17 protein-coding genes are annotated in these 20,909 nt (G+C 54.6%); 9 read left to right on the top strand and 8 right to left on the bottom strand.

Going from position 1 to position 20,909, the window contains the following annotated elements; translation table 11 throughout:
- Positions 1-42: 42 nt before the first annotated feature.
- Positions 43-1,251: a S1C family serine protease gene (locus tag VAE48_RS02250; RefSeq protein ID WP_322791684.1), complete on the top strand. Its 1,209-nt coding sequence runs from the start codon at positions 43-45 to the stop codon at positions 1,249-1,251.
- Between the two features lie 58 nt (positions 1,252-1,309).
- Positions 1,310-2,410, top strand: a complete 1,101-nt coding sequence (locus VAE48_RS02245) for a hypothetical protein (protein WP_322791683.1) — start codon at positions 1,310-1,312, stop codon at positions 2,408-2,410.
- A 169-nt stretch (positions 2,411-2,579) separates the two neighbouring features.
- Here VAE48_RS02245 and VAE48_RS02240 read toward each other — a convergent pair whose 3' ends face one another.
- From VAE48_RS02240 to VAE48_RS02220, 5 genes are read right to left on the bottom strand one after another with little or no spacing between them, the layout of a single operon-like run.
- The gene (locus VAE48_RS02240; RefSeq protein WP_322791682.1) at positions 2,580-3,251 is read right to left on the bottom strand and encodes a hypothetical protein; all 672 of its coding nucleotides are present in this window, start codon (positions 3,249-3,251) and stop codon (positions 2,580-2,582) included.
- 19 nt (positions 3,252-3,270) lie between these two features.
- On the bottom strand, positions 3,271-4,191 hold the full coding sequence (locus VAE48_RS02235; RefSeq protein ID WP_322791681.1) for a hypothetical protein: 921 nt from the start codon (positions 4,189-4,191) through the stop codon (positions 3,271-3,273).
- Positions 4,192-4,204: 13 nt separating this feature from the next.
- Positions 4,205-5,110, bottom strand: coding sequence for a ComEA family DNA-binding protein (locus VAE48_RS02230; RefSeq protein WP_322791680.1), 906 nt, complete (start codon positions 5,108-5,110; stop codon positions 4,205-4,207).
- A gap of 42 nt (positions 5,111-5,152) precedes the next feature.
- The gene (locus VAE48_RS02225; RefSeq protein ID WP_322791679.1) at positions 5,153-6,001 is read right to left on the bottom strand and encodes an SDH family Clp fold serine proteinase; all 849 of its coding nucleotides are present in this window, start codon (positions 5,999-6,001) and stop codon (positions 5,153-5,155) included.
- A 30-nt stretch (positions 6,002-6,031) separates the two neighbouring features.
- Positions 6,032-6,733 carry a rhomboid family intramembrane serine protease gene (locus tag VAE48_RS02220; protein ID WP_322791678.1) on the bottom strand — a complete coding sequence of 234 codons (702 nt, stop codon included), beginning with the start codon at positions 6,731-6,733 and terminating at the stop codon, positions 6,032-6,034.
- A gap of 162 nt (positions 6,734-6,895) precedes the next feature.
- On the opposite strand from VAE48_RS02220, the gene VAE48_RS02215 reads away from it, so the two are divergent.
- The 3 genes from VAE48_RS02215 to VAE48_RS02205 all read left to right on the top strand — a co-directional run bounded on the left by VAE48_RS02215 (position 6,896) and on the right by VAE48_RS02205 (position 13,668).
- Positions 6,896-8,398 (top strand): transposase, encoded by a 1,503-nt coding sequence (locus tag VAE48_RS02215; protein ID WP_322791677.1) that lies wholly within the window; start codon positions 6,896-6,898, stop codon positions 8,396-8,398.
- A gap of 42 nt (positions 8,399-8,440) precedes the next feature.
- The gene (gene polA, locus VAE48_RS02210; protein ID WP_322791676.1) at positions 8,441-11,221 is read left to right on the top strand and encodes a DNA polymerase I; all 2,781 of its coding nucleotides are present in this window, start codon (positions 8,441-8,443) and stop codon (positions 11,219-11,221) included.
- Positions 11,222-11,337: 116 nt separating this feature from the next.
- Positions 11,338-13,668: a tetratricopeptide repeat protein gene (locus VAE48_RS02205; RefSeq protein ID WP_322791675.1), complete on the top strand. Its 2,331-nt coding sequence runs from the start codon at positions 11,338-11,340 to the stop codon at positions 13,666-13,668.
- A gap of 7 nt (positions 13,669-13,675) precedes the next feature.
- Here VAE48_RS02205 and VAE48_RS02200 read toward each other — a convergent pair whose 3' ends face one another.
- Together VAE48_RS02200 and murJ are read right to left on the bottom strand one after the other, a co-directional pair.
- Positions 13,676-14,419, bottom strand: coding sequence for a SagB/ThcOx family dehydrogenase (locus VAE48_RS02200; RefSeq protein WP_322791674.1), 744 nt, complete (start codon positions 14,417-14,419; stop codon positions 13,676-13,678).
- A 38-nt stretch (positions 14,420-14,457) separates the two neighbouring features.
- Complete coding sequence (gene murJ / locus VAE48_RS02195; protein WP_322791673.1) at positions 14,458-16,074, bottom strand: murein biosynthesis integral membrane protein MurJ; 1,617 nt, start codon at positions 16,072-16,074, stop codon at positions 14,458-14,460.
- 104 nt (positions 16,075-16,178) lie between these two features.
- Between murJ and wecC the strand changes: the two genes are divergently transcribed.
- The 4 genes from wecC to VAE48_RS02175 all read left to right on the top strand — a co-directional run bounded on the left by wecC (position 16,179) and on the right by VAE48_RS02175 (position 20,328).
- Entirely contained in the window at positions 16,179-17,459 is a 1,281-nt protein-coding gene (gene wecC / locus VAE48_RS02190; RefSeq protein WP_322791672.1) for a UDP-N-acetyl-D-mannosamine dehydrogenase, read from the top strand.
- A gap of 8 nt (positions 17,460-17,467) precedes the next feature.
- Positions 17,468-18,601, top strand: a complete 1,134-nt coding sequence (gene wecB / locus VAE48_RS02185) for a non-hydrolyzing UDP-N-acetylglucosamine 2-epimerase (RefSeq protein ID WP_416181014.1) — start codon at positions 17,468-17,470, stop codon at positions 18,599-18,601.
- The gene (locus tag VAE48_RS02180; RefSeq protein ID WP_322791670.1) at positions 18,598-19,626 is read left to right on the top strand and encodes a glycosyltransferase family 4 protein; all 1,029 of its coding nucleotides are present in this window, start codon (positions 18,598-18,600) and stop codon (positions 19,624-19,626) included. The genes wecB and VAE48_RS02180 overlap by 4 nt, the downstream gene beginning before the upstream one ends.
- Positions 19,627-19,743: 117 nt before the next feature.
- Complete coding sequence (locus VAE48_RS02175) at positions 19,744-20,328, top strand: DoxX family protein (RefSeq protein ID WP_322791669.1); 585 nt, start codon at positions 19,744-19,746, stop codon at positions 20,326-20,328.
- Between the two features lie 70 nt (positions 20,329-20,398).
- Here the strand turns inward: VAE48_RS02175 and VAE48_RS02170 are convergent.
- The coding region (locus VAE48_RS02170; protein WP_061913974.1) for a phosphoribosyltransferase at positions 20,399-20,909 on the bottom strand (511 nt) is incomplete at its 5' end.

The raw sequence follows: 20,909 nt of genomic DNA, 5'->3' as shown, positions 1-20,909 counted from the left end.
CCAGTATCACCGCAGACTTAACAGGTAATCGAGAGGTACAATATGAACAAAAAAACCATTTTACTCGCTTCGCTGATCATTCTCCTCACAACGGCTGCTTGCGGGTTTACGTTTCAGATTCCACGCTTTTTCGGTGAAGAATCCCCTGCACCGACAGTAGAAGTTCAAAGAGCAACTTTGCCGGTCAGCCCGCAAATTACCCTGCCGGCGGTTCCGACCCTGAGTGCGCCTCCGGATATTTCAGCTTTGAGTTATGCGGAGCGGGATGCTGTGTTGACCTCGCTCTATGAGCGGGTTTCTCCGGGGGTGGTTTCTCTGTTGGTGGAAAATGGACAGGGCGGCAGCACCGGCTCCGGTTTTGTGATTGACCGACAGGGACACATTGTGACCAATTACCATGTCGTTGAAGGCGCAACCGATGTGGAGGTGGATTTCCTCTTTGGGTTGAAAGTGCGCGGCAAGGTCATCGGTACGGATCTGGATTCAGATCTGGCTGTGGTCAAAGTGGATGTGCCGGAAGATGTGCTTGTCCCGCTCCCATTGGGAGATTCGGACCAGCTCAAAGTTGGGCAAACCGTGGTTGCAATTGGCAATCCCTTCCAGCTCAACGGCACCATGACGCTGGGGATTGTTTCGGCAAAGGGAAGGACGCTGGAATCGTTACGCCAGGCCGAGAGCGGCTCTTTCTTCACCGCCGGCGATATTATTCAGACGGATGCAGCCATTAACCCCGGTAATTCCGGTGGACCGCTGCTTAATTTGAACGGTGAAGTAATTGGCGTCAACCGTGCCATCCGCACCACTGGCACCACCATTACCGGTGATCCAGTCAACAGCGGCATCGGTTTTTCGATTTCCAGCAACATCGTACGGCGGGTTGTACCGGAATTGATTGCCACCGGCAAGTACGATTACCCCTATCTGGGAATCAGCAGCCGCAGCAACTTAACCTTGCGGATGATTGAAGAATTGGGTCTGCCGCGTCAAACCGGCGCTTACATTACTGCGGTTACGCCCGGCAGCCCGGCAGACCGGGCCGGCTTGCGCGGCGGCAGCCGGCCGACCAGTTTCACCGGCTTGCCGGCAGGAGGCGATTTGATCGTGGCTATTGATGGCCAACCGGTGATGACCTTTGACGACTTGCTCAGTTATCTGATTAAGAACAAACAACCCGGCGACAAAGTCACCCTGACGATTGTTCGCGACGGGCAGGAAAAGGAGGTGGATTTAACGCTCGGAAAACGTCCATGAAGTGAACCGGAAGCAGGTTAATGGAATACTCAATCCCACAACTAAAAAGGAGGTTGCCATGTTGGCTGAACGTGAGCTGCGGGAGTTGCTGCAATTCGTATCGCCGGATCCCGTTTTGAGTGTTTATCTCAACACCGATCCATCGGCTGGCAATTCAGATGCTTACCGGCTGCGATTGCGCAATTTGTTGAAGGGGGTCAACTTGCCGGATGATGTTGCAGCCATTGAAAATTATTTTCAGTGGGAATATGATTGGAGCGGCAAGGGGGTGGTGGTATTCTCGTGCGCTCCACAAAAATTCTTCCGGGTTTATCCGTTGGCCATTCCTGTGCCGGATGTGGTGCACGTCAGCGACCGCCCCAGTGTGCGCGTGCTGGCTGACCTGCTGGACAGCTACGGCGGGTACGGCGTCGTTCTGGTGGACAAGCAAGGCGCCCGCCTGTTTTTCTTCCATCTGGGTGAATTGCGTGAGCAGGAAGGTGTGGTGGGTGAGGCGGTCAAGCGCGTCAAACGCGGCGGCGCTTCTACCGTGCCCGGTGCGCTGGGTGGTATTGCCGGACGAACCCGCCACATGGAAGAAGTGGTCGAACGTAATATGAAAGATTCGGTGGAATTTGCGGTGCAATTCTTTGAGGCTAACCGCGTTCGGCGCATTTTATTGGGCGGCTCGGATGAAAATGTGGCCCAATTCCGCAGTTTGCTTCCTAAAGCCTGGCAAAGTCTGGTTGTGGGACATTTTCCCATGAATATGAACGCCGGTCATGCCGAAGTGCTTTCAAAGGCCATGGAAATTGGACAAAAGGCAGAACAACGGCGTGAGGAACTGCTGATTGAGGATCTGATCACCCGCGCTGCCAAGAACAGCGGAGCGGTAACCGGTTTAGAGGCAACCCTGGAAGCCGTCAGCGGTGATCGAGTCAGCACGCTGGTTGTGGCCCAGGGTTATCAGCAGCCGGCTTACCGCTGTACCCATTGCGGCTACCTGACAGCGAAAATCGTCACTACCTGCCCGGTGTGCGGCGGTGAGGTGCGCGAAATTCCGGATGCGGTAGATTTTGCCATCAGCCGCACGATGCGCGCCGGCGGTGATGTGGAGGTCATTCACGCCAGCGACCAGTTGATCAAGGCCGGACAGATTGGGGCATTTCTGCGTTACTGACCGGCTTGCGCCTTGATACGGGCTAAAAACTTATGCCTCCCCCAAAAATTGCGCAGGCAATATTGGGGGAGGCGCAGGAGGAGGCAAATTATCAGCGCTGGCAAGCCTTGCTTCGCTCAGAATGACGAAAACATCTCCTTTTGAGCGAGCGTCAGCGGGCGCGGCAGTCTTATGGTTTTTCCAGTCTTGAAAGATTTTCCGCCAGTATTCTCAATTCTTCCAGACTTTTTTCGGGATCGCTGGTCATGCTTGAACGCACCGCAGCCAGTCGTTCGGTCAGGGCGGTTTCGATGTCTTTATCCCCAATCATGGGAATCAATTTTTTGAGGTTGGTGTTGGCGGAGCTCAACTCCTGCCGGGCAGTCAGCAGGTCTTTGGTTACCAGCGCCAGGCGGGCGTAGGTCACATTGTGTTGCAGTGCGGTCAATGCGGCAGAATACTGGAGGACTCTTAATTCGCCGGCAGTCTGCTCCAGTTCGTCTTGGGTTTTCTGCAATTGCTCACGAGCCTGATTCAGATCGGCTTCCAACGTGGCGATTTGCTCATTCAGGAGCAAAACCTGTTGACTGGCTTCTATCCGCGCCTGTTCTGCAGGCAGATAGAGCAGGAAGTACGCCAGCCCAAAACCGACGAGCAGGGATACCAGCACAATTGCCAACCAGATCAGGCTCTTGCGCAGCCAGGCCGGGGTCGGTTTTTTATCGGTAGAAAGGGCTGCTTCTTCTTCGACTGCTTCCGGTTGGGGTTGAGTTTCTTCTCGCAGAGTTTCACCGCTTGGGGTGGATTCTTCTGCTTGGTTGGGCGGTGTTGCCTCAGGGACGGGTATTTTTTCGTTTTCCATGAAAGGTTGCTCCGTTCAATTAGGGTGTTGGGGAAGGGGTGGGGCTGGCTGTCAGTGTGCCGGTGGGGGTCAAGGCCAGGGTACCGGCAGGGGTTGGGGTGCTGATCAAAACACCCGTAGAAGTGATTTGCTGGGTTTCCTCAACGGCCAGGGGTGCAATCGGTGTCTCTTCTACCATGGGCGGCAGCAGAATCAGGTTTTCCGCTGTCTGTAAATCACTGGCTGCCATGACCGGACGGTCGGGCAGGTTTACCAGTGCCGAATCCAGTCTGCCAAGCCATGCAGCCAGTTCTGCTTTCTGTTCTTCGCTGGCGGTTTGTTGCAATTCGATCAGCAAAATCCGGGCTGCACGAATTTCATCGCGCGCCAGCCCTAAATTGGCCTGACCGAGATACACGCGCGCCCGCTGAATGAGCAGAGCGGATTTCAGGACGGTTAACTGATATTCCAATCCGGCCAGCAGTTCTCCGCTGGCAATGGTTTTCTGATTTTCTTCTGCCAGTTGAAGCGCATCCTGGCCAATTTTTTGGACTTGAGCCAGTTTTTTCTCCAGTTCATCCAACCGTTTGAGCTGCAGGGGGTAAGCCTGCTGGGTGGACTGCACCATTTCCTGATCGCGTTTCAAAGCGGCAAATTCATCCTGAAGCACGATCATCTCGTTGCCTAATTCCGTAACCTGCTGTTGGAGTTTTTCCATGCGCTGGCTGAGCTGATCCATTTGAGCGGCCTGCTGGGTTTCCAGCAGGCTCAACCGGGCGGCATTCTCCCGGGCCGGCAGGATTGCCTGCTGATAAATCAGGACGAAACCCATATACAAAAGTCCGGCCAGGATAACGCCTGCCAAAATCACGATAATCAACCGCAGCAAAGCCCGAAAAAATGCACCCACAGCTATCGAAAATCGTTCACCGGCAGAAAGCGGGGGTTGTGAGTTACTCATGGCATTCTCCTGTCTAAGGGGTTTCGCCCACGTTCAACAAACGACGCAAGCCATCTAAAAAGTTCTGGAACACATTGCTGCGCTTCTGCAGTTCTTCAATTTGGGTCTGAAATACCGCAGTTTGCTGCTGAAGGTCATCCAGTTCACTTTGGGCGGATTTCAAGTCCTCACTCAGGGATTGCTGTCCTCTTTCGAGTGTGGTCACCCGTCCGCCGAGCGCTTCAATGGTTTGCACGCGGCTGCGTAAGTTGTCCACATCTCCTTCCAGCAGGCGGACGCGATTATTAAGCGCATCCAGCCGCGCGGAAAGCGCCTGTGCTTCTGCGGCAGGTGCATACGTCAGGGTCTGATTAATCAGCGCCAGCGTGCCCAGGGTGAAGATGAGCGAGAGGATCAGGGTGATCACAGCCACCCCTACCCCTGTCCACAACAAATCTTCACGCCGCGCCCATTTTTCGCCGCTTTTGAGGGGCTGCCCGGCAGGTGGCGGGGTTGGGGCCGGTTGAGATTCAACGGCTGCAGAGGTTTCAGCAGCAAGCGGGGCGGCCTGCAAGGTTTGAGTGTGAGCCTTACCGTCGTCTTCCGCCATGGCAGATTCGGGTTCGGCTGGGGAACCTTCCGGCAGGATTAACTCAGATTCTTCCTGGTCCTGGGGGGCAGCCGCAGCCGGCATTGACTCGTCAGGGGGTGAAGCGGGTTCTTCTGCCTGGGAGAAATCTGCCAGTTCAATTTTCAAGAAGGGCCTGATCTTTTCCAGCGAGGCCGGCCCAATTCCGCTCACCCGCGTTAAGTCATCCAGTGAAGTGAAGGGGCGGGCAGCCACAATCCGTTCGGCCAGCGCCGGGCCAATCCCCGGCACGGAAGCCAACTCCTCCACCGTGGCACGGTTAACTTCAACTGCGCCATTTTCCGTGTTCATATTTCCTCCTTTTCTAAACAACAAGAACTTTCAAGACCGGTTTTACTCGCTTTTGGTTTTACGCGCCGGCAGGGCCGGGCGGGCGGGATAAGGTAAGGGGATGTATTCAACGGATGGACGGCGCTGCTGGGTTTGCGGGTACAGATTCATCAGCTGGTAGATTTCTTCCGGCAGCTCGGTTTTGACGTTCAGGCCTAACTGGCGGGCTTCGTCCACCGTAATCGGGTAATCATGCGTCCACTTGCCGGTTGCCAGTTCCTCTGCCAGAAATTCGGCTTTCTCTACCGGGTAATTTGCCGAGGCGATTCTGCGAATGGTGGCTTTGACCTGCTCAATGGCTTTCCGCGAGATATCCGCCAGAATCAGGGTTTCATCGTCAATCCGATTGCGGTCTTTTTCGGCCACCACTTGCAAAATGGAAGCCGCGGGAAAGTTGCCAATTTGCGGATCCACCGGGCCGAGGACGGCGTTTTCATCCATGAGGATTTCATCGGCCGCCAGCGCAATCATTGTCCCACCGGACATGGCGTAATGCGGCACCATGACCGTTACCTTGCCTTCGTGACGGGCAAGCGCATTGGCAATCTGTTCGGCAGCCAGTACCAGGCCGCCGGGGGTGTGGAGGATAATGTCAATCGGCAGTTTTGGATCGGTCAGTTTGATGGCGCGCAGCACCTGTTCCGAATCCTGAATATCAATGTAGCGGGCAACCGGAAAACCCAGAAAACTCATGCTTTCCTGGCGGTGAATGAGGGCGATGACGCGTGAGCCGCGTTTGGTTTCTATCGTTCTCATCAAACGCAGGCGGTCGGCTTCAATGATTTTTTGCCGGAAAAGCGGCACCAGACTGGAAATGATGAGAAAGAGCCAGAGAAGATTGATCAGGTCCATAAGGCCTCCCTTTTGAGTTTCAAAGTTGGGTTACCATGGGTAATATTCGTCGCGGTACCAATAGACTCTGGTACGATTAGAAGCGCTGAATGGCAAGGCGAGCAGCAAGCCGAATAAAAATCCGCCAATGTGCGCCCACCAGGCAATTCCGCCCATGCTCATGCCGGCCGGCAGTGCAAGGGATACCAGGCCAGAGAATAACTGGGAAACGAACCAGAATCCAAGATAGATGACGGCCGGGATGTTGACAAACCATGGCAGAAAAAAGACCGGCACGAACGTGATGACCTGAGCACGCGGGAAAAACAGGAAGTAGGCTCCCAACACCGCTGCAATTGCCCCGGATGCGCCAATCGAGGGAATGTTTGGGGCGCCCAGCAGCAGCTGCAGCATTCCAGCAGCAACGCCGCCGAACACATAAAACACAAGAAAGCGGAAAGATCCCATCCGATCTTCGACATTATCCCCGAAGATGAACAGCGTCCACATATTGCTGAGAAAATGCACCCATCCACCGTGCAGGAACATATGGGTCAGGAGTGGATACCATGTCAGCGGATTTTCTATTTGGATGCGGCTGCCCAGCAGCCCAAAGGTGCGAATGAAACGTTCCAGTTGAAAGGGATTCAGATTCAATTCGATAAATACGAAAACGAAAGTATTCACCAGAATGATGAGCCAGGTCATGATGGGGAGTGACCTGGAGCGAATGGTATCTTTGAGTGGAAACATATCTCCTCCGATGTCACCTTTAGTATAGCCTCATTAGAACAGGATTGCAAACCGGAATACTCAAACCGGCATGAGGATTGCAACAGACAAAGCATGATGACTCGATATGACCGGGCAAAAATTGGCTTGTATCCCATTCCTGCACGTGATAGACTTTAAAGTATGGACGGAAAAGTGCTGGTATTCAGCATTCATGAGCCTTTCCGAACCCTGCTGTTGAACAGTCTGAAGGGCAGCGGTCTCAGACAGGTAGCCGCTGCCGGCCAGGTTGAGAAAATCCGTGAGATTCTTAAAGAGGGGGAATTTGAAGCGCTGGTGGTGGACCTGGATGCAGGCGAAGAGTTTCAACAGGCATGGCTGCAACTGGTGCAGGAGGTTCAGCCCTCCCGCTTGATCATCTTCCCGCCCGATAACGACCGCCTTCATCCAATTGTGGGGCTGCTTCGTCCGGAAACTGTGCTGATCAAGCCGTTTTACCTGCCGGATTTGCTGGCGGCCTTGCAAGGGAATCAGAGCGACTCATCTGCATCCCTCTCGCCTACCTTGTCCGAATCTCCCTCACCTGCACAGCCACAGCAGTTGTTATCGGATTGGTTGAAGGAATCGAATGCGCTGGGGGTGATCATTTTGCGGCAGGCTCAACCGCCTTTGCTGGTGGGAAATCTCGAAAACGAGGACTTGCGGGAAGCCGGGTTGGTTTTAGGGCGGTTCTGGCAAAATGAACGGCGCACAGACCTGGTACGCTACTTCCGTCCGCACATTGCCAATCGGGATGTGCTGCTTTACGCAACCCTGCTTTCGGAAGGTGCGCCCCTGGGGCTGCTGTTTGATGCGCACACCTCCCTGCGGGAAGCGCGCCGTGTGAGTCAGTGGTTTGTTGACCGCTGGAATGACCTGCCGCCAGAATTCTTGAAGAATAACCGGGCGTCCTCTGGAGAACTGGTTTTACCAGCTCTAGATGAGGAAGAACTGGCTCAAGCGGCGGAGGATGGTTCACTTGAGGAGGGTGAACCTCTTACCGAATTTGAGCAGGTCCGACTGGATGATTTGTTGGGTATTCTCCCTCCGCCTAACCCGCTGGAAGATGAAAAAGTGCCCTCTTCGCAAGACTGGCAGCCGGAGAGTGATTTCTTATCTTCGTTTGAAGCAGAAGCGAACGCGCTGTCACCTCAGACGTCCGTAAAAGCAGAGCCGTCGTTTGCCGAAAGCCCGACAGCCCTGGAAGAGACCCGCCCCAGTCGAAAGACGCAACTACCTCCCCGTGGAGAAGAATTTACCGGCGAGGTACGCCAGTCCTACACTTGCATTTTACTGCCCCGTTCTCCGCAGGCAACTCTGGAAGGGGAAATCGGCGAGGAACTGCGCCGTTGGATGCCGGATTTTTGTGCTACACTGGGGTACACGCTGGAATCGCTGGATGTTGAGCCGCGTTATTGGATGTGGACGGTTAACCTGCCGCCGGCGGTATCTCCCGGGCATGTGGTGCGAATTGTGAGAGATCAAAGCGCCATTCATTTGGCAAAGTGCATTCCCGATCTGGCGGGCAAAGGCAATTTTTGGGCTTCTGCTCATCTGATCCTGCGCAGCCGAAATGCCCCGGAAACCTGGCTGATTGAGGACTTTATCATCCGCACCCGCCGCCGACAGGGATTTCTCTCCGCATGAATGGTTGCTTGTTTGCTTAAATCATCTTTCAGGTGAAACCCGATGCCGCCCATTCTTTATTTGATTGATGGACATGCTTTAGCCTACCGCACCTACTTTGCAATTACCCTTTCAGGTCAACAATTGACCACCAGCAGCGGCGAACCGACGGCCGGAATTTATGGTTTTGCCAGTGTTTTGCTGCGTTTGCTGGAACAGGAAAATCCCGAATATCTGGCGGTTGCCTTCGATACCGGAGCCACCTTCCGAAACGACCTCTATGCCGAATACAAAGCCACCCGCGCAAAAATGCCGGACGATTTGCGCCCGCAAATTGAGCGTATACGGGAGATGGTGGATGTGTTTGGTTTTCCCCGCCTCGAGGCTGAAGGTTTTGAGGCGGATGATGTTTTGGGCAGTATTGCCCGTCAGGCGGCGGAAAACGGTCTGGGGGTCAAAATCATCACCGGCGATCGGGATTTGCTGCAACTGGTCAATGATCGGGTCATCGTCAATCTGGCCGGCAGCAAACTCTCGGAGGCGCGCGATTTCGGAGTGAAGGAAGTCATCGAAACGCTGGGCATCCGCCCGGAACAGGTGGTGGATTACAAAGCGCTGGTGGGGGATAAGTCGGATAACATCCCCGGGGTTGGCGGAATTGGAGAAAAAACCGCGATCACCCTGTTGCAGCAGTACGCCAATCTCGATGACATTTACGCCCATCTGGATCAGATTCCCACCCGGGTGCGGACATTGCTGGAAAAAGACCGTGAAAAAGCCTACTTGAGCCGGCAACTGGCGACCATTCGCACCGACCTGCCGGTAATGCTCTCCCTGGAAAAGGCGCGCACAGGCCAGATCAATGTGGCAGGGGTGGAAGGGTTTTTCCAGCAGTTGGAGTTTCGTTCTCTGCTGCCGCGCCTTAAAAAACTGGAAAGCCGGGTTGTTCCTGCCCCCTCAACCGGGCAGCAGTTATTGCTGTTTGGTGAACCGCTGGTCAGGATTGGAGAGACTCCGCCACAGGATGGTGCGTGGATTACCGTTCAAACCCGCGAAGCGCTGGCAGAACTTTGCCGAAAACTTGAAAATGTGCCTGTCCTTTCACTGGATACCGAAACCACCTCCACCGACCCGATGCGGGCAGAACTGGTTGGCCTTTCACTGGCTTTTGAAGCCGGACAGGGTTACTACCTGCCGGTGGGACATCGCACCGGCGAGGAGCAGCTGCCCGCCGAAGAGGTACTGAAGACGTTACATCCGGTGTTGACCTCTCCGCAGGTTGCCAAAATCGGTCACAACCTGAAATACGATGCATTGGTGCTGGAGAATCAGGGGGTTTCGGTTGCGCCGCTGACTTTTGACACGATGATTGCCGCCTGGCTGGTGCAACCGGATAGTTACAATTTGGGGCTGAAAGAACTGGCTGAAACCTATCTTGGTGTGCAAATGACCCACATCGAAGAACTGATCGGCAAGGGAAAAAATCAGTTGACGATGGATCGTGTACCGGTTTCATCGGTTGCAGCCTACGCTGCCGCCGATGCGGAAATCTGCCTGCGGTTGATGCCTTTACTGCGTGAACGGCTCGAACAGGTCAATGCCGTCCGTTTATTCGAGGAAATTGAAATGCCGCTTGTGCCGGTGCTGGGGATGATGGAGCGCAATGGGGTCATGCTGGATGTGCCATTCCTGCAACAAATGTCGCATGAGTTGACCAGCCGTTTGTTTCAAATTGAGAAGGATATTTTCCAGGTGGTGGGGTATTCATTCAACCTCAATTCCACCCAGCAGCTTTCCAAAGTGTTGTTTGAAACCCTCAAACTGGAACCGCCGGATCGGCGCAAGAAGACCACCTCCGGACATTTTTCGACTTCTGCCGGTGTGCTGGAAGAACTGCGCGATCAGCATCCGGTAGTGGAAAAAATTCTGGAATACCGCGAGCTGTCCAAGCTTAAGTCCACTTATGTGGATGCCCTGCCGCAGCAAATTAATCCCCGAACCGGGCGGGTGCACACTTCTTACAATCAAACCGGCTCGGTTACCGGGCGATTGGCCTCTTCTGACCCGAATTTGCAAAATATTCCCACCCGTACCGAAACCGGGCGGCTGGTACGCAACGCTTTCATCGCAGCGCCGGGCTACCGCTTGCTGTCTGTGGACTATTCGCAGATTGAATTGAGAATTGTGGCCCACATGGCACAGGATGAAGCCATGCTGGCGGCTTTTCGCGCCGGGTTGGATATTCACGCGGCTACGGCGGCGGCTATTTATGGGGTTGAACTTGAACAGGTCACCAAAGAGCAGCGCCGTCACGCCAAGGCAATTAACTTTGGTTTGATTTATGGCATGAGTGCTTTTGGGCTGCATCGTTCCACCGGCCTCACTCTGGCAGAAGCGGAAAACTTTGTCAAAGCTTACTTTCAGCAATTCCCCGGCGTAAAAGCCTTTTTGGACGGTCTGCGTCGTCAGGCAGCCCGTCAGGGATATGTGGAAACTCTGTTGGGAAGGCGGCGTTATTTTCCCAATCTGAAGAGCAATGCCAATCCGGCCCTGCGGGCGCGAGAGGAGCGGGAGGCGATCAACGCGCCGGTTCAGGGAACGGCTGCCGACATCATGAAGCTGGCAATGGTACGCCTGCCGCCGGCCTTGAAAGAAGCGGGTCTGGGAGCGCGCATGTTACTGCAGGTACACGATGAACTTGTGCTGGAAGTGCCGGAAAATGAAAGGGATGAGACCGTGCAGGTGGTACGCGGAGTAATGGAAAATGCCTACCCTCTCTCCATCCCGCTGGTGACCGAAGCCCGCTGGGGGCATAACTGGGGTTCACTGGAGGTGTTGCCGTGAGGTTGACGCCCGGCAAGTCACCTTGCGGAATTGTTATCCGAATTTCTTTGCGTTTTGGCTGTCAATCGGTTAAAGTAATTGAGAAATAAACCATCGAAGGAATAAATCGGAGGAACATGGCTGGCGACCAGAAACGATTTGATGAAGCCATGAACAAGGGGCATTCGGCGGCCTGGGATCAGGAATGGGAGCAGGCAGCCCGCTATTATCGAGCGGCTCTGGAGGAGTATCCGGATCATCCTGCCGCGCTGAGTAATTTAGGTTTGGCGTTGTTCGAATTGCAGGATTTTGACGAAGCCCTTCAAGTCTATAAACGGGTTGCGCTGATTAACCCCGAAGATCCAATTCCGGCTGAAAAGATGGCGCGGATTTTCGAACGGCAGGGGAGATTGAATGAGGCTATCCGTGCCGGCATGCAGGCTGCTGAACTTCACCTCAAAGCCAGGGATGTGGAAAAATCCATAGAAGGCTGGCAAAGGGTGCTCAGCCTCAACCCCGAAATTTTTACGGCCCATTCGCGGCTGGCGTTGATTTACGAGCGCTTAGGCAAGAAAGCTGAGGCTGTTTCAGAACTGATAGCCTGTGCAAGTCTGATGCAGCATGCGGGGGATATTCAAAAAGCCCAACAAATTGTGTTGTATGCCCTGAAATTGATCCCCGGCAGTGCCGAAGCAACACAGGCATTCCAGATGTTGAAAACCGGTCAGCCAATGCCCAAACCGCTGCGCCCCCGCGGCGGGACAGGACCGATGCGGATGGCAGAGGTCAAACAACTGGAAGCCCCTCAACAAACCAATCAACCCCCTTCGATGGATCCAATTGCCGAAACCCGCCAGCGGGCGTTAATTCAACTGGCAGAATTGCTGTTTGATACCCCGGAGGAGTTTTCCGGCGCGGAGACTTCCTCTTCACGGCGTGGAATCAACGCCTTGATGCGTGGAACGGGGGAATTGGTGCTGGATCCGTCCACCCGCACCCGTGTTTTGCTGCACATCGGACAGGCAATTGAATCGCAAACGATGGGACAGGAAAAACAGGCAGCCGAAGAACTGGAACGCGCCTATGACTTGGGCTTTTCTCATCCAGCCCTGTATTTTGATTTGGGGATGCTGCTGGCAGAAAAACAGCCTCAAAAAGCCTCGCCCATTTTGCTCAAGGCGGTCAAACATCCCGAATTTTCGCTGGCTTCCTACCTGCTGTTAGCCAAAATTTACTACCGTACCGATAATTACAAAGAAGCTGCCACGGCGTATCTTCAGGCGTTGCGTCTGGCGGATGCTGAAACGGTTGCGCTGGAGCAGCGGGAAGAACTGCGCCAGATTTACGAGCCGATCATTGAGGCACAGGCTCAGATGAGTGATATCCAGAGCTTGAAAACCCTGTGCGATACGATTGCCGATCAACTTTTGCGCGCCGACTGGCGCGAATTTCTGGCAAAGGTGCGCGAACAGCTACCTCCGCCTTCACCTCAGTCACCCCCTTCTCCGCTGGCAAGTCTGCTGTTGGAATCGCGCAGTTCAGAGGTAATCGAAGCCATCGGAAGAATTCGGGATTTTATGCAGCAGGGCAAGTATCGTACCGCCCTGGAAGAAGCGCATTACGCCATAGATTTTGCGCCTACCTACCTGCCGCTGCACGTTCAGATTGCTGAATTGCTGGTGGCCAGCGGTCAGATTCAGGAAGCCATTGCCAAGTATCAACTGGTAGCCGATCTCTACAACGTGCGCGGGGAGGCCGGTCAGGCCATTCAGATTTTGGAGAGAATCATTCAACTTTCTCCAGCGGATATTAACACCCGAAAAAAGCTGCTGCGCATGCTCACCGAACAGGGACGGATAGATGATGCGCTCAAGCAGTATTTAGAGATCGCTGATTTTTACAATCAGCTGGCTGATCTGGATACCGCCCGTCAGACTTATCTGGATGCATTGAAGCTGGCACAGCAATCCCGCCGCAGCCGGCAGTGGGCTTACCAGCTGCTTGGCTATCTGGCGGAGATTGACATGCAGCGTCTGGAATGGCGTCAGGCACTCCGTTTTTATGAACAAATGCGTTCCCTCCAGCCCAATGACCCAACCCTGAGAACCCGTATTGTGGTTTTGAATTTTCAGGTTGGTCAGGACAAGGCGGCTTACCTCGAAGTGGATAATTTCATCAGTATTCTTGAAGGGCTGCACCAGCACGAAGCGGCCATTCAATTCGTCAAAGGAATTTTGTTTGAACAGCCGGAGAAGTTTGAATTACACCGCCGGCTGGCGGATTTATACAAACGCTCTCAGCAAACTGCTGAGGCCATTTCTGAACTGGATACGCTGGCGGAACATTATGCTGAATCAGGCAATTACGAAGCTTCCATTCTTACCGTTCAGGAAATCATCCACCTGAATCCGCCAAACCGGCAGGCTTATGAGGCTGTGCTGGAAAGATTGCGCAGGGCAGGAGGATAACGGCGGGCTAGCTCATCCGTTTACCGAGCGAGGCGGCATAAGCCACAAAGATGGCTTCGCCATCCAGCCCCAGCGCCGCATTGACCGCATCATCATCATAAGCCGCAATTGCACACACGCCGCAGCCCAAACCTTCGGCTGCCAGATACAGATTCTGGCAGATGTGACCGGCGTCCAGCAGCAGGTAACGGTATCCGCGTTCCGGATAGCGCCACTGCATGCGTTCCACGACCGCTGCCCAGAAGAAGGTCACCGCGCTGGTTGCTACCTGACGCTGGTTGAAGCAGGCCTGAGTCAGCTGTTCGTTGACATCCCCTTCAAAGTTCAAGCCCAGCAGGGCGTGTTCCAGCGCGATGTATCGGTAAATTCCCGGCTGCAGATCTTCCACGCGGTTGACCAGCAGGTAAGTTTCAAAAGCATGACGTGCGCCGGCAGACGGCACGGTTCGCAAGGTCACCGGCCGGTTGGTGACTTCTTTGACACCCTGGGTGAACCACAACAAAGCTGAAAGCTCGTTCAGTGTCAGAGATTGGCTGCTGTAACGACGCAGGGTTGTTCTTTTGGCCATTACATCCCAAAGCGAAGCGGAAGGGAGAGAAAGCCGGTCTGGGTTTATCAATGGAATCAACCTGGCAGTGGGGTCGTAGGGCAGTTCGAGTGGCGGCTGCGGTTCGCCCCGACTTTGTGGGGATTGAGGCACAAAGGCCGGTTTGGTGTTCTGCCAGAAAGTTTTGCCGATCGATTCAGTCATGGGTTTCCTCCTTGTCAAATGGGGTTTGGGGGTCATTTCTAACCGGTTCTGGTTTCAAAAATCTGACGGGCGCGTCGGATTAAGCTGCCCCACATAAAAAACAACTCGGGGGTGCGCTGAATCCACAGCATGGCAGCATAAACCACGCCGCCAATTCCAACCGAGCTGAGGACGATCAGGCTGTCTCCCAGCGGCGGGTGAAATTTTAACCAGAGTGTTACCAGCAGCATCATTGCCAGGCCGCCCAACACAGCAATCTTTGTCCCAGCCAGCAATTTGGTGCCCTGTAACCCTCCAAGGCGGCGTTGCAGCAAAAACAACAACAAACTACATTCCAAAAAGGTAGCCAGTGAATTGGCCAACGCCAGCCCACCATGCGGCATCCATCCAAAGCGCTCAAACCATGCTGGAAAGGTCAGGCTGAACACGATATTGAGCGTCATTGCCCCGGCAGTTACACTGACCGGGGTGCGGGTATCATGCAGGGCGTAAAAAGCGCGCACGATGATTTCCAGAAGTGAATGGAATACCAGTCCCAATGCGTACCAAAGCAGCGCCCAGGCGACCATTTCAGTTGAACGCGGGGTAAATTCACCCCCTTCATACAACCAGCGCACCAACGGGATGCGCACGGTAATTAAACCCAATGCGGCTGGCACGGCAAGCAACAACACTCCCCGCAGGCTTTCAGAAAGTGAGGTGCGCATTTCATCCAGTTTTCCCAGCGCAGCCTGCGCAGAAAAAGTTGGCATGGCGGCAATTGCAACCGACTGGGCAATGGCAGCTTGCGGCATGAGCATGAGTGTGAAAGCCAGCGTCAGGGATGAAACGCTGCCCTCCGGCAGGCTGAGCCCGATGATGGTGTTAACGATGAAATTGATTTGCACCACGGCAACCCCTAACACCCGCGGCCCCATCAGGCGCGCCACTTCCCGCACTTCAGCCATGCGGATGCCAAGGGTGGGGACGTAGCGGCCGTTCAACCGCAACAATTGAGGAAGTTGCACACCCAGATGGAGGGCTGAGCCGACCAAAGCGCCAACAGCCAGCCGGTAAATGCCCCATTCCTGAGGCAGAAGCAGCACCCCTCCGATTTGACCCAGTGAGTACATGGCCGGGGCAATGGCAGGCAGCCAGAATTTTTGATGAGCATTGAGGATGCCCATCACCAGCCCGCTCAAGCCGAAGAGGATGACGGTGGGCAGCAGCCAGCGCAGTAAAACAATGGTGGTTTTTTCCTGCCCGATGGACAGATCCGGCGCGAGGATGAACAGACCCTGTCGTACCACCTGCGGGGCAAAGAAGAAAACCAGTACTGCAATCAGTGTCAATAAGATGAACAGCAGATTGGCTACTGCTGAAGCCAGTTTCCAGGCGGTTTGGCGTTGATCGCGGGCCAGCAGGCCGGTAAAAGTGGGGATAAAAGCCGAACCCAAAGCTCCGCTTGCCATCAGGTTAAACAACATTTCAGTCACCCGGTTGGCAGCGTTAAATGAATCCAGGTCAGCGCTGATGCCAAAGGCGCGGTAAACCAGAATGGTGCGAGCCAGCCCCAGCAATTGGGTCAATACAAAGGCTGCCATGACGGTGCCGGCAGCCCGGGCAATTTGTCGAACAGCTGAACGGGGCGGTGCAGGATCGGGGACGGTGGACATCTCTCCAATTATACTTTCAAGCCGGGTTTCGGAAGGATTTAAGCCGGTTTGGGAGGGTTTGGGATATAATTTCGAACAACATCTGCAATCCTCAAGGAGCCCGCGTGAAATTTCAAACGATCTGCGTTTTAGGTTTGGGCTATATCGGCTTGCCGACAGCCAGTACATTCGCAACGCATGGATTGAAAGTGGTGGGGGTGGATGTCAATCCCCAAATTGTCAACGGACTGCAAAACGGTCATCTGCATCTTTACGAACCCGGCCTGCGAACGCTGGTGCAGGCGGCGCTGCGTTCCGGTAATTTGATCGTTGCCCAGCAGCCACAACCGGCGGATGCGTTTATTATCGCCGTGCCGACACCATTTTATGAAGACAAGCGGGCAGACATGCGCGCTGTCCAGTCTGCCAGTGAGGCAATTGTCCCGCACCTGCGCAAGGGCAATCTGGTCATCCTTGAGTCAACCTCGCCGCCTTTGACTACGGTTAATCTGGTAGCGCCGATTCTGGAAAAAAGCGGATTGAAAGCCGGGGAGGATTTTTATCTTGCTTATTCCCCGGAACGTGTGCTGCCCGGCCAAATCTTACGCGAATTAATCGAAAACGCGCGCATCATCGGCGGCGTCAACCCCGAATCTGCGCAGGCTGGGCGGGATTTGTATTCCATCTTTGTGCGCGGGGAAATTATTCTCACCGATGCCACCACGGCTGAAATGGTCAAACTGATGGAGAATACCTACCGCGATGTCAACATCGCCATAGCCAATGAGTTTTCCCGGCTGGCGGATCGCTTTGGGGTGGATGTGTGGGATGCCATTCGGCTGGCCAACCGCCATCCGCGCGTCAACATTCTTTCGCCCGGTCCCGGCGTTGGCGGACATTGCATCAGTGTGGACCCATGGTTTTTGGTGGAGGCTGCCCCGGATTTAACTCCGCTGATTCGAACCGCCCGCAAAGTCAACGACGACCAGCCGCGTTTTGTGGTGCAACTGGCGCGGCAAATTCTGGGCGACCTGAGCGGACGGCGGATTGCTGCGCTGGGACTGGCTTATAAACCCAATGTGGACGATTTGCGCGAGAGTCCGGCGGTTGAGGTGGTGCATTTGCTGCAGTCAGCCGGGGCACAGGTTCGGGCTTTTGAGCCGTACAAAACCGATTATGCTTTCAACGGTGTGGCCAGCACGAACTCTTTACAGACCGCCATAGAAGAAGCTGAATTGCTGATTTTGCTGGTCGCTCACGACCAGTTCAAAAACCTGAATCCGCAGGAAGTGGCGAGGATGACCGCGGCAAAGATGGTTCTGGATACCGTCAATGGCTGGAAGGCGCAGGAGTGGCAGCAAGCCGGTTTTCGGGTCTTCCGCTTGGGGGTGGGGAAGACCCAATGAGTCGAAAATTGCGGGTTGTTTCCATTTTTGGCACCCGTCCGGAGGCGGTTAAAATGGCGCCGGTGGTTCAGGCGCTGGCAAACGCGCCTGAAATTGAATCACGGGTGATTGTCACCGCTCAGCACCGCCAGATGCTGGATCAGGTGCTGGAATTGTTCAATATTCAACCCGATTACGATCTGAACCTGATGCAGCCAAATCAAACGCTGGCCCAGTTGACCGCCGCCATTTTCACGCACCTGGACCCGGTGTTACGCGATCTCCAGCCGGACTGGATGCTGGTACAGGGTGATACCACCACTGTGATGGCTGCGGCGCTGCTGGGTTATTATCAACGGATTAAGGTTGGGCATGTCGAAGCCGGTTTGCGTTCCGGCGACCGCTGGCAGCCCTTCCCCGAAGAAGTCAATCGCCGGGTTGCCAGCGTGGTTGCGGATCTGCACCTTGCCCCAACCCACCACAGCCGTGAAAACCTGCTCAGAGAGGGCGTTGAGGATTGGCGGATTGTGGTTACCGGGAATCCGGTGATTGATGCCCTTAACCAGATCGTGCGGCGTCCAATGCCTGCGGAGGCACGCCAGCTGCTGGAACAATATCAAATTGGTGAGGACGGGAAACAATTGCTGCTGGTGACCGCTCACCGGCGTGAGAACTTTGGCGAGCCGTTGGAGGCAATTTGCCACGCCCTCAAACAACTGGCAATGCGCTACAGCAAGGAAATCCAGATCATTTACCCCGTTCACTTGAACCCAAATGTGCAGGAACCGGTCTACCGCCTGCTCAGCGGTGTTCCGAACATTGCCCTGCTGCCGCCGCTGGAATACCTGACGATGGTGCATCTGCTGCAGGCTGCCCGTCTGGTGCTGACCGATTCCGGAGGCATTCAGGAAGAAGCCACCGGTTTAGGAAAACCCACGCTGGTGCTGCGGAATACAACCGAACGCCCCGAAGGAGTGGAGGCGGGGGTGTTGAAACTGGTCGGCTGGAATCCGGAAAAAATTGTCCGTGAGGCCAGCCAGCTGTTAGAGGATGAAAACGCCTACCGGGCGATGGTCAGCGCCGAAAACCCCTTCGGCGATGGACATGCTGCCGAGCGAATTGTGGCAGCCGTGCAGAATTTTAAAGAGCCGGGAGGCAGATGAGCAGCGGCAGCATCTGTCTGCTCCCCCAGATTCAGGCACTGGCCGGCCCGGCTTCTTTTTCCGCCCGCTTCAAAGCCGGCATGGCTCGCCTGGGGGTTGAGGTTCACCATGACCCGCAGCGCAGCGATACACGGGCAATTTTGATCATTGCGGGCACCCGTCACATTCTACCCATTTTGCAGGCGCGCCGCCGCGGCGTGCGGGTCGTGCAGCGCTTGAATGGCATCAACTGGATACACCGCTACCGGAAAACCGGCTGGCGGCATTATTTACGGGCGGAAGCCGGCAATTTGCTGCTGGCCTTTACCCGCCGCTTTCTGGCGGATTTTGTAGTGTATCAGAGCCACTTTGCTCACCGCTGGTGGGAGCAGACATTTGGAAAGACGCCGGTTAAAAATACGGTCATCTGGAACGGGGTGGATTTGGCGGAATTTTCTCCCCACGGGGAGGAAAGTCCACCGATCGATCGGGTCAGAGTGCAGGTGGTGGAAGGCCATCTGAAAGGCGGATTCGAAATCGGATTGGAAATTGCGGCAGGTTTTGGGGCTGCCCTTCAACAAAAGGTCAATTTACCGGTGGAGGTGGTCATCACCGGGGAGGTGAACCAGACCCATGCCAGCCGGTTGGTGCAAACCTACCCGAATTTAAGAATCCGCTTAACGGGGGTTGTTCCACCCGCACAAATTCCGGGCTTGAACCGGCAGGCGCATCTTTTTCTTTCCACCGATCTTCATGCCGCCTGTCCCAATTCGGTGATTGAAGCGCTGGCCTGCGGCACTCCCGTGGCAGCCTTTGCAACCGGCGCGCTTCCCGAACTGGTGGTGGGGGATAGCGGCCGGGTGGTGGAATATGGAAACAACCCATGGCGTGCTGAATTACCGCGTTTTGAGCCGTTGGCGGATGCCGTTTTGGAAATCCTCCGGGAACCCATGCGGTTTCGTTCGATTGCCCGGCGGATAGCAGAAGAATATTTCGATCTTGATCAAATGTGTACCGCCTATCGGCAGGTGCTTTTGGTTCCCTAATCACCCAAATGGTTGACCAAACAATATGATATTCGTCCTTGAAAAAAGGTAAAAGGAGGGTATGATATTAATTAGGATAATTTTATCCTATATATCGTGTTACAAAAGGATTGTGTTATGACCAATGTATCGCGTTCCCAAAATGTGATTGGTATCAGTGACCCGCCGGCTGTTCAGGCGCTTTTTGGCAGCCCGCAATGGGCATGGTTATGGTTGATTGCTCGCTTGTATGTCGGCTATACCTGGTTAACCTCAGGATGGGGAAAGCTATCCAATCCCGCCTGGGTACAAACCGGTGAGGCGCTGAAAGGGTTTTGGGAACGGGCTGTTTTTGTGCCCGAACCACCCGCACGCCCCGCCATTGCTTTCGACTGGTACCGCACCTTCATCCAATCCCTTCTGGATGCCGGGGCTTATACCTGGTTTGCCAAACTGGTTGTCGCAGGTGAAATTCTTGTTGGGATTGCCCTGATCCTGGGGCTGTTCACCGGCATTGCGGCTTTCTTTGGCGGTTTTATGAACTGGAACTTTATGATGGCTGGAACTGCCAGTATTAATCCGGTTTTGTTCACCCTCTCCATTTTTCTCATTCTTGCCTGGAAAAACGCCGGCTGGTGGGGCCTTGATCGATTTGTATTACCCATGTTAGGAACTCCCTGGCAGCCGGGACGAATCTTCTCCCCAAAAGAGGCTGAAGCGTAAACTGGCTTGGCTGATTTTCTAACCAATCAGCGGTCTGAAACGGAGGATGGCTGCTGATTGGTTTTTTTTCTCATAAATCACGCAGTAAGAGATTCTGCGTGCCGCGCGCAATTTCCCACGGATAGACAATGTAGGCATCGGTGATGGCGGCGTAATAATCGGGACGGGCAGTGCCGAAAAGATTGCGGTACGGGTTGAAGTGCAAAACACAGGTGTAGGGGACGCCAGCTGCAGCGGTAATGCGGTTTTTAACCGCGGTAATCGTTCGCCCGGAACCCCAAACATCATCTACGACCAGGATACGTCTGCCGCGCAGCAAATTGTTTTCCGGGAACTGTAAAAATTTCGGCCAGGCCAGCCAGCGCGTTTTTTCTTTATCGTGTTCCTGTTCCATTTCGGCCGGAAAGTCCACCGAAGCAGTCAGGATGATGCTCAACTTGAGCGCTTCCGCCAGCATTCCACCGGGAATAATTCCGCCATGGGTGATCATCACCATGGCGTCAAATTCCACTTCAAACTGGGGGATAAGATGGTCAATCAGTTTGTCAACGTCGTTCCAGGTCAACACTTCACGGCGCATG

The organism is Bellilinea sp., assembly GCF_034432615.1.
Lineage (GTDB): Bacteria > Chloroflexota > Anaerolineae > Anaerolineales > Anaerolineaceae > Bellilinea.
This window is presented reverse-complemented; position numbering and strand designations above follow the sequence as displayed.

Excerpts from the sequence above, each read along its gene's own strand:
- VAE48_RS02250 (WP_322791684.1), top strand. The coding sequence starts at position 43 with ATGAACAAAAAAACCATTTTACTCGCTTCGCTGATCATTCTCCTCACA.
- VAE48_RS02245 (WP_322791683.1), top strand. The coding sequence starts at position 1,310 with ATGTTGGCTGAACGTGAGCTGCGGGAGTTGCTGCAATTCGTATCGCCG.
- VAE48_RS02240 (WP_322791682.1), bottom strand. The coding sequence starts at position 3,251 with ATGGAAAACGAAAAAATACCCGTCCCTGAGGCAACACCGCCCAACCAA.
- VAE48_RS02235 (WP_322791681.1), bottom strand. The coding sequence starts at position 4,191 with ATGAGTAACTCACAACCCCCGCTTTCTGCCGGTGAACGATTTTCGATA.
- VAE48_RS02230 (WP_322791680.1), bottom strand. The coding sequence starts at position 5,110 with ATGAACACGGAAAATGGCGCAGTTGAAGTTAACCGTGCCACGGTGGAG.
- VAE48_RS02225 (WP_322791679.1), bottom strand. The coding sequence starts at position 6,001 with ATGGACCTGATCAATCTTCTCTGGCTCTTTCTCATCATTTCCAGTCTG.
- VAE48_RS02220 (WP_322791678.1), bottom strand. The coding sequence starts at position 6,733 with ATGTTTCCACTCAAAGATACCATTCGCTCCAGGTCACTCCCCATCATG.
- VAE48_RS02215 (WP_322791677.1), top strand. The coding sequence starts at position 6,896 with ATGGACGGAAAAGTGCTGGTATTCAGCATTCATGAGCCTTTCCGAACC.
- polA (WP_322791676.1), top strand. The coding sequence starts at position 8,441 with ATGCCGCCCATTCTTTATTTGATTGATGGACATGCTTTAGCCTACCGC.
- VAE48_RS02205 (WP_322791675.1), top strand. The coding sequence starts at position 11,338 with ATGGCTGGCGACCAGAAACGATTTGATGAAGCCATGAACAAGGGGCAT.
- VAE48_RS02200 (WP_322791674.1), bottom strand. The coding sequence starts at position 14,419 with ATGACTGAATCGATCGGCAAAACTTTCTGGCAGAACACCAAACCGGCC.
- murJ (WP_322791673.1), bottom strand. The coding sequence starts at position 16,074 with ATGTCCACCGTCCCCGATCCTGCACCGCCCCGTTCAGCTGTTCGACAA.
- VAE48_RS02180 (WP_322791670.1), top strand. The coding sequence starts at position 18,598 with ATGAGCAGCGGCAGCATCTGTCTGCTCCCCCAGATTCAGGCACTGGCC.
- VAE48_RS02175 (WP_322791669.1), top strand. The coding sequence starts at position 19,744 with ATGACCAATGTATCGCGTTCCCAAAATGTGATTGGTATCAGTGACCCG.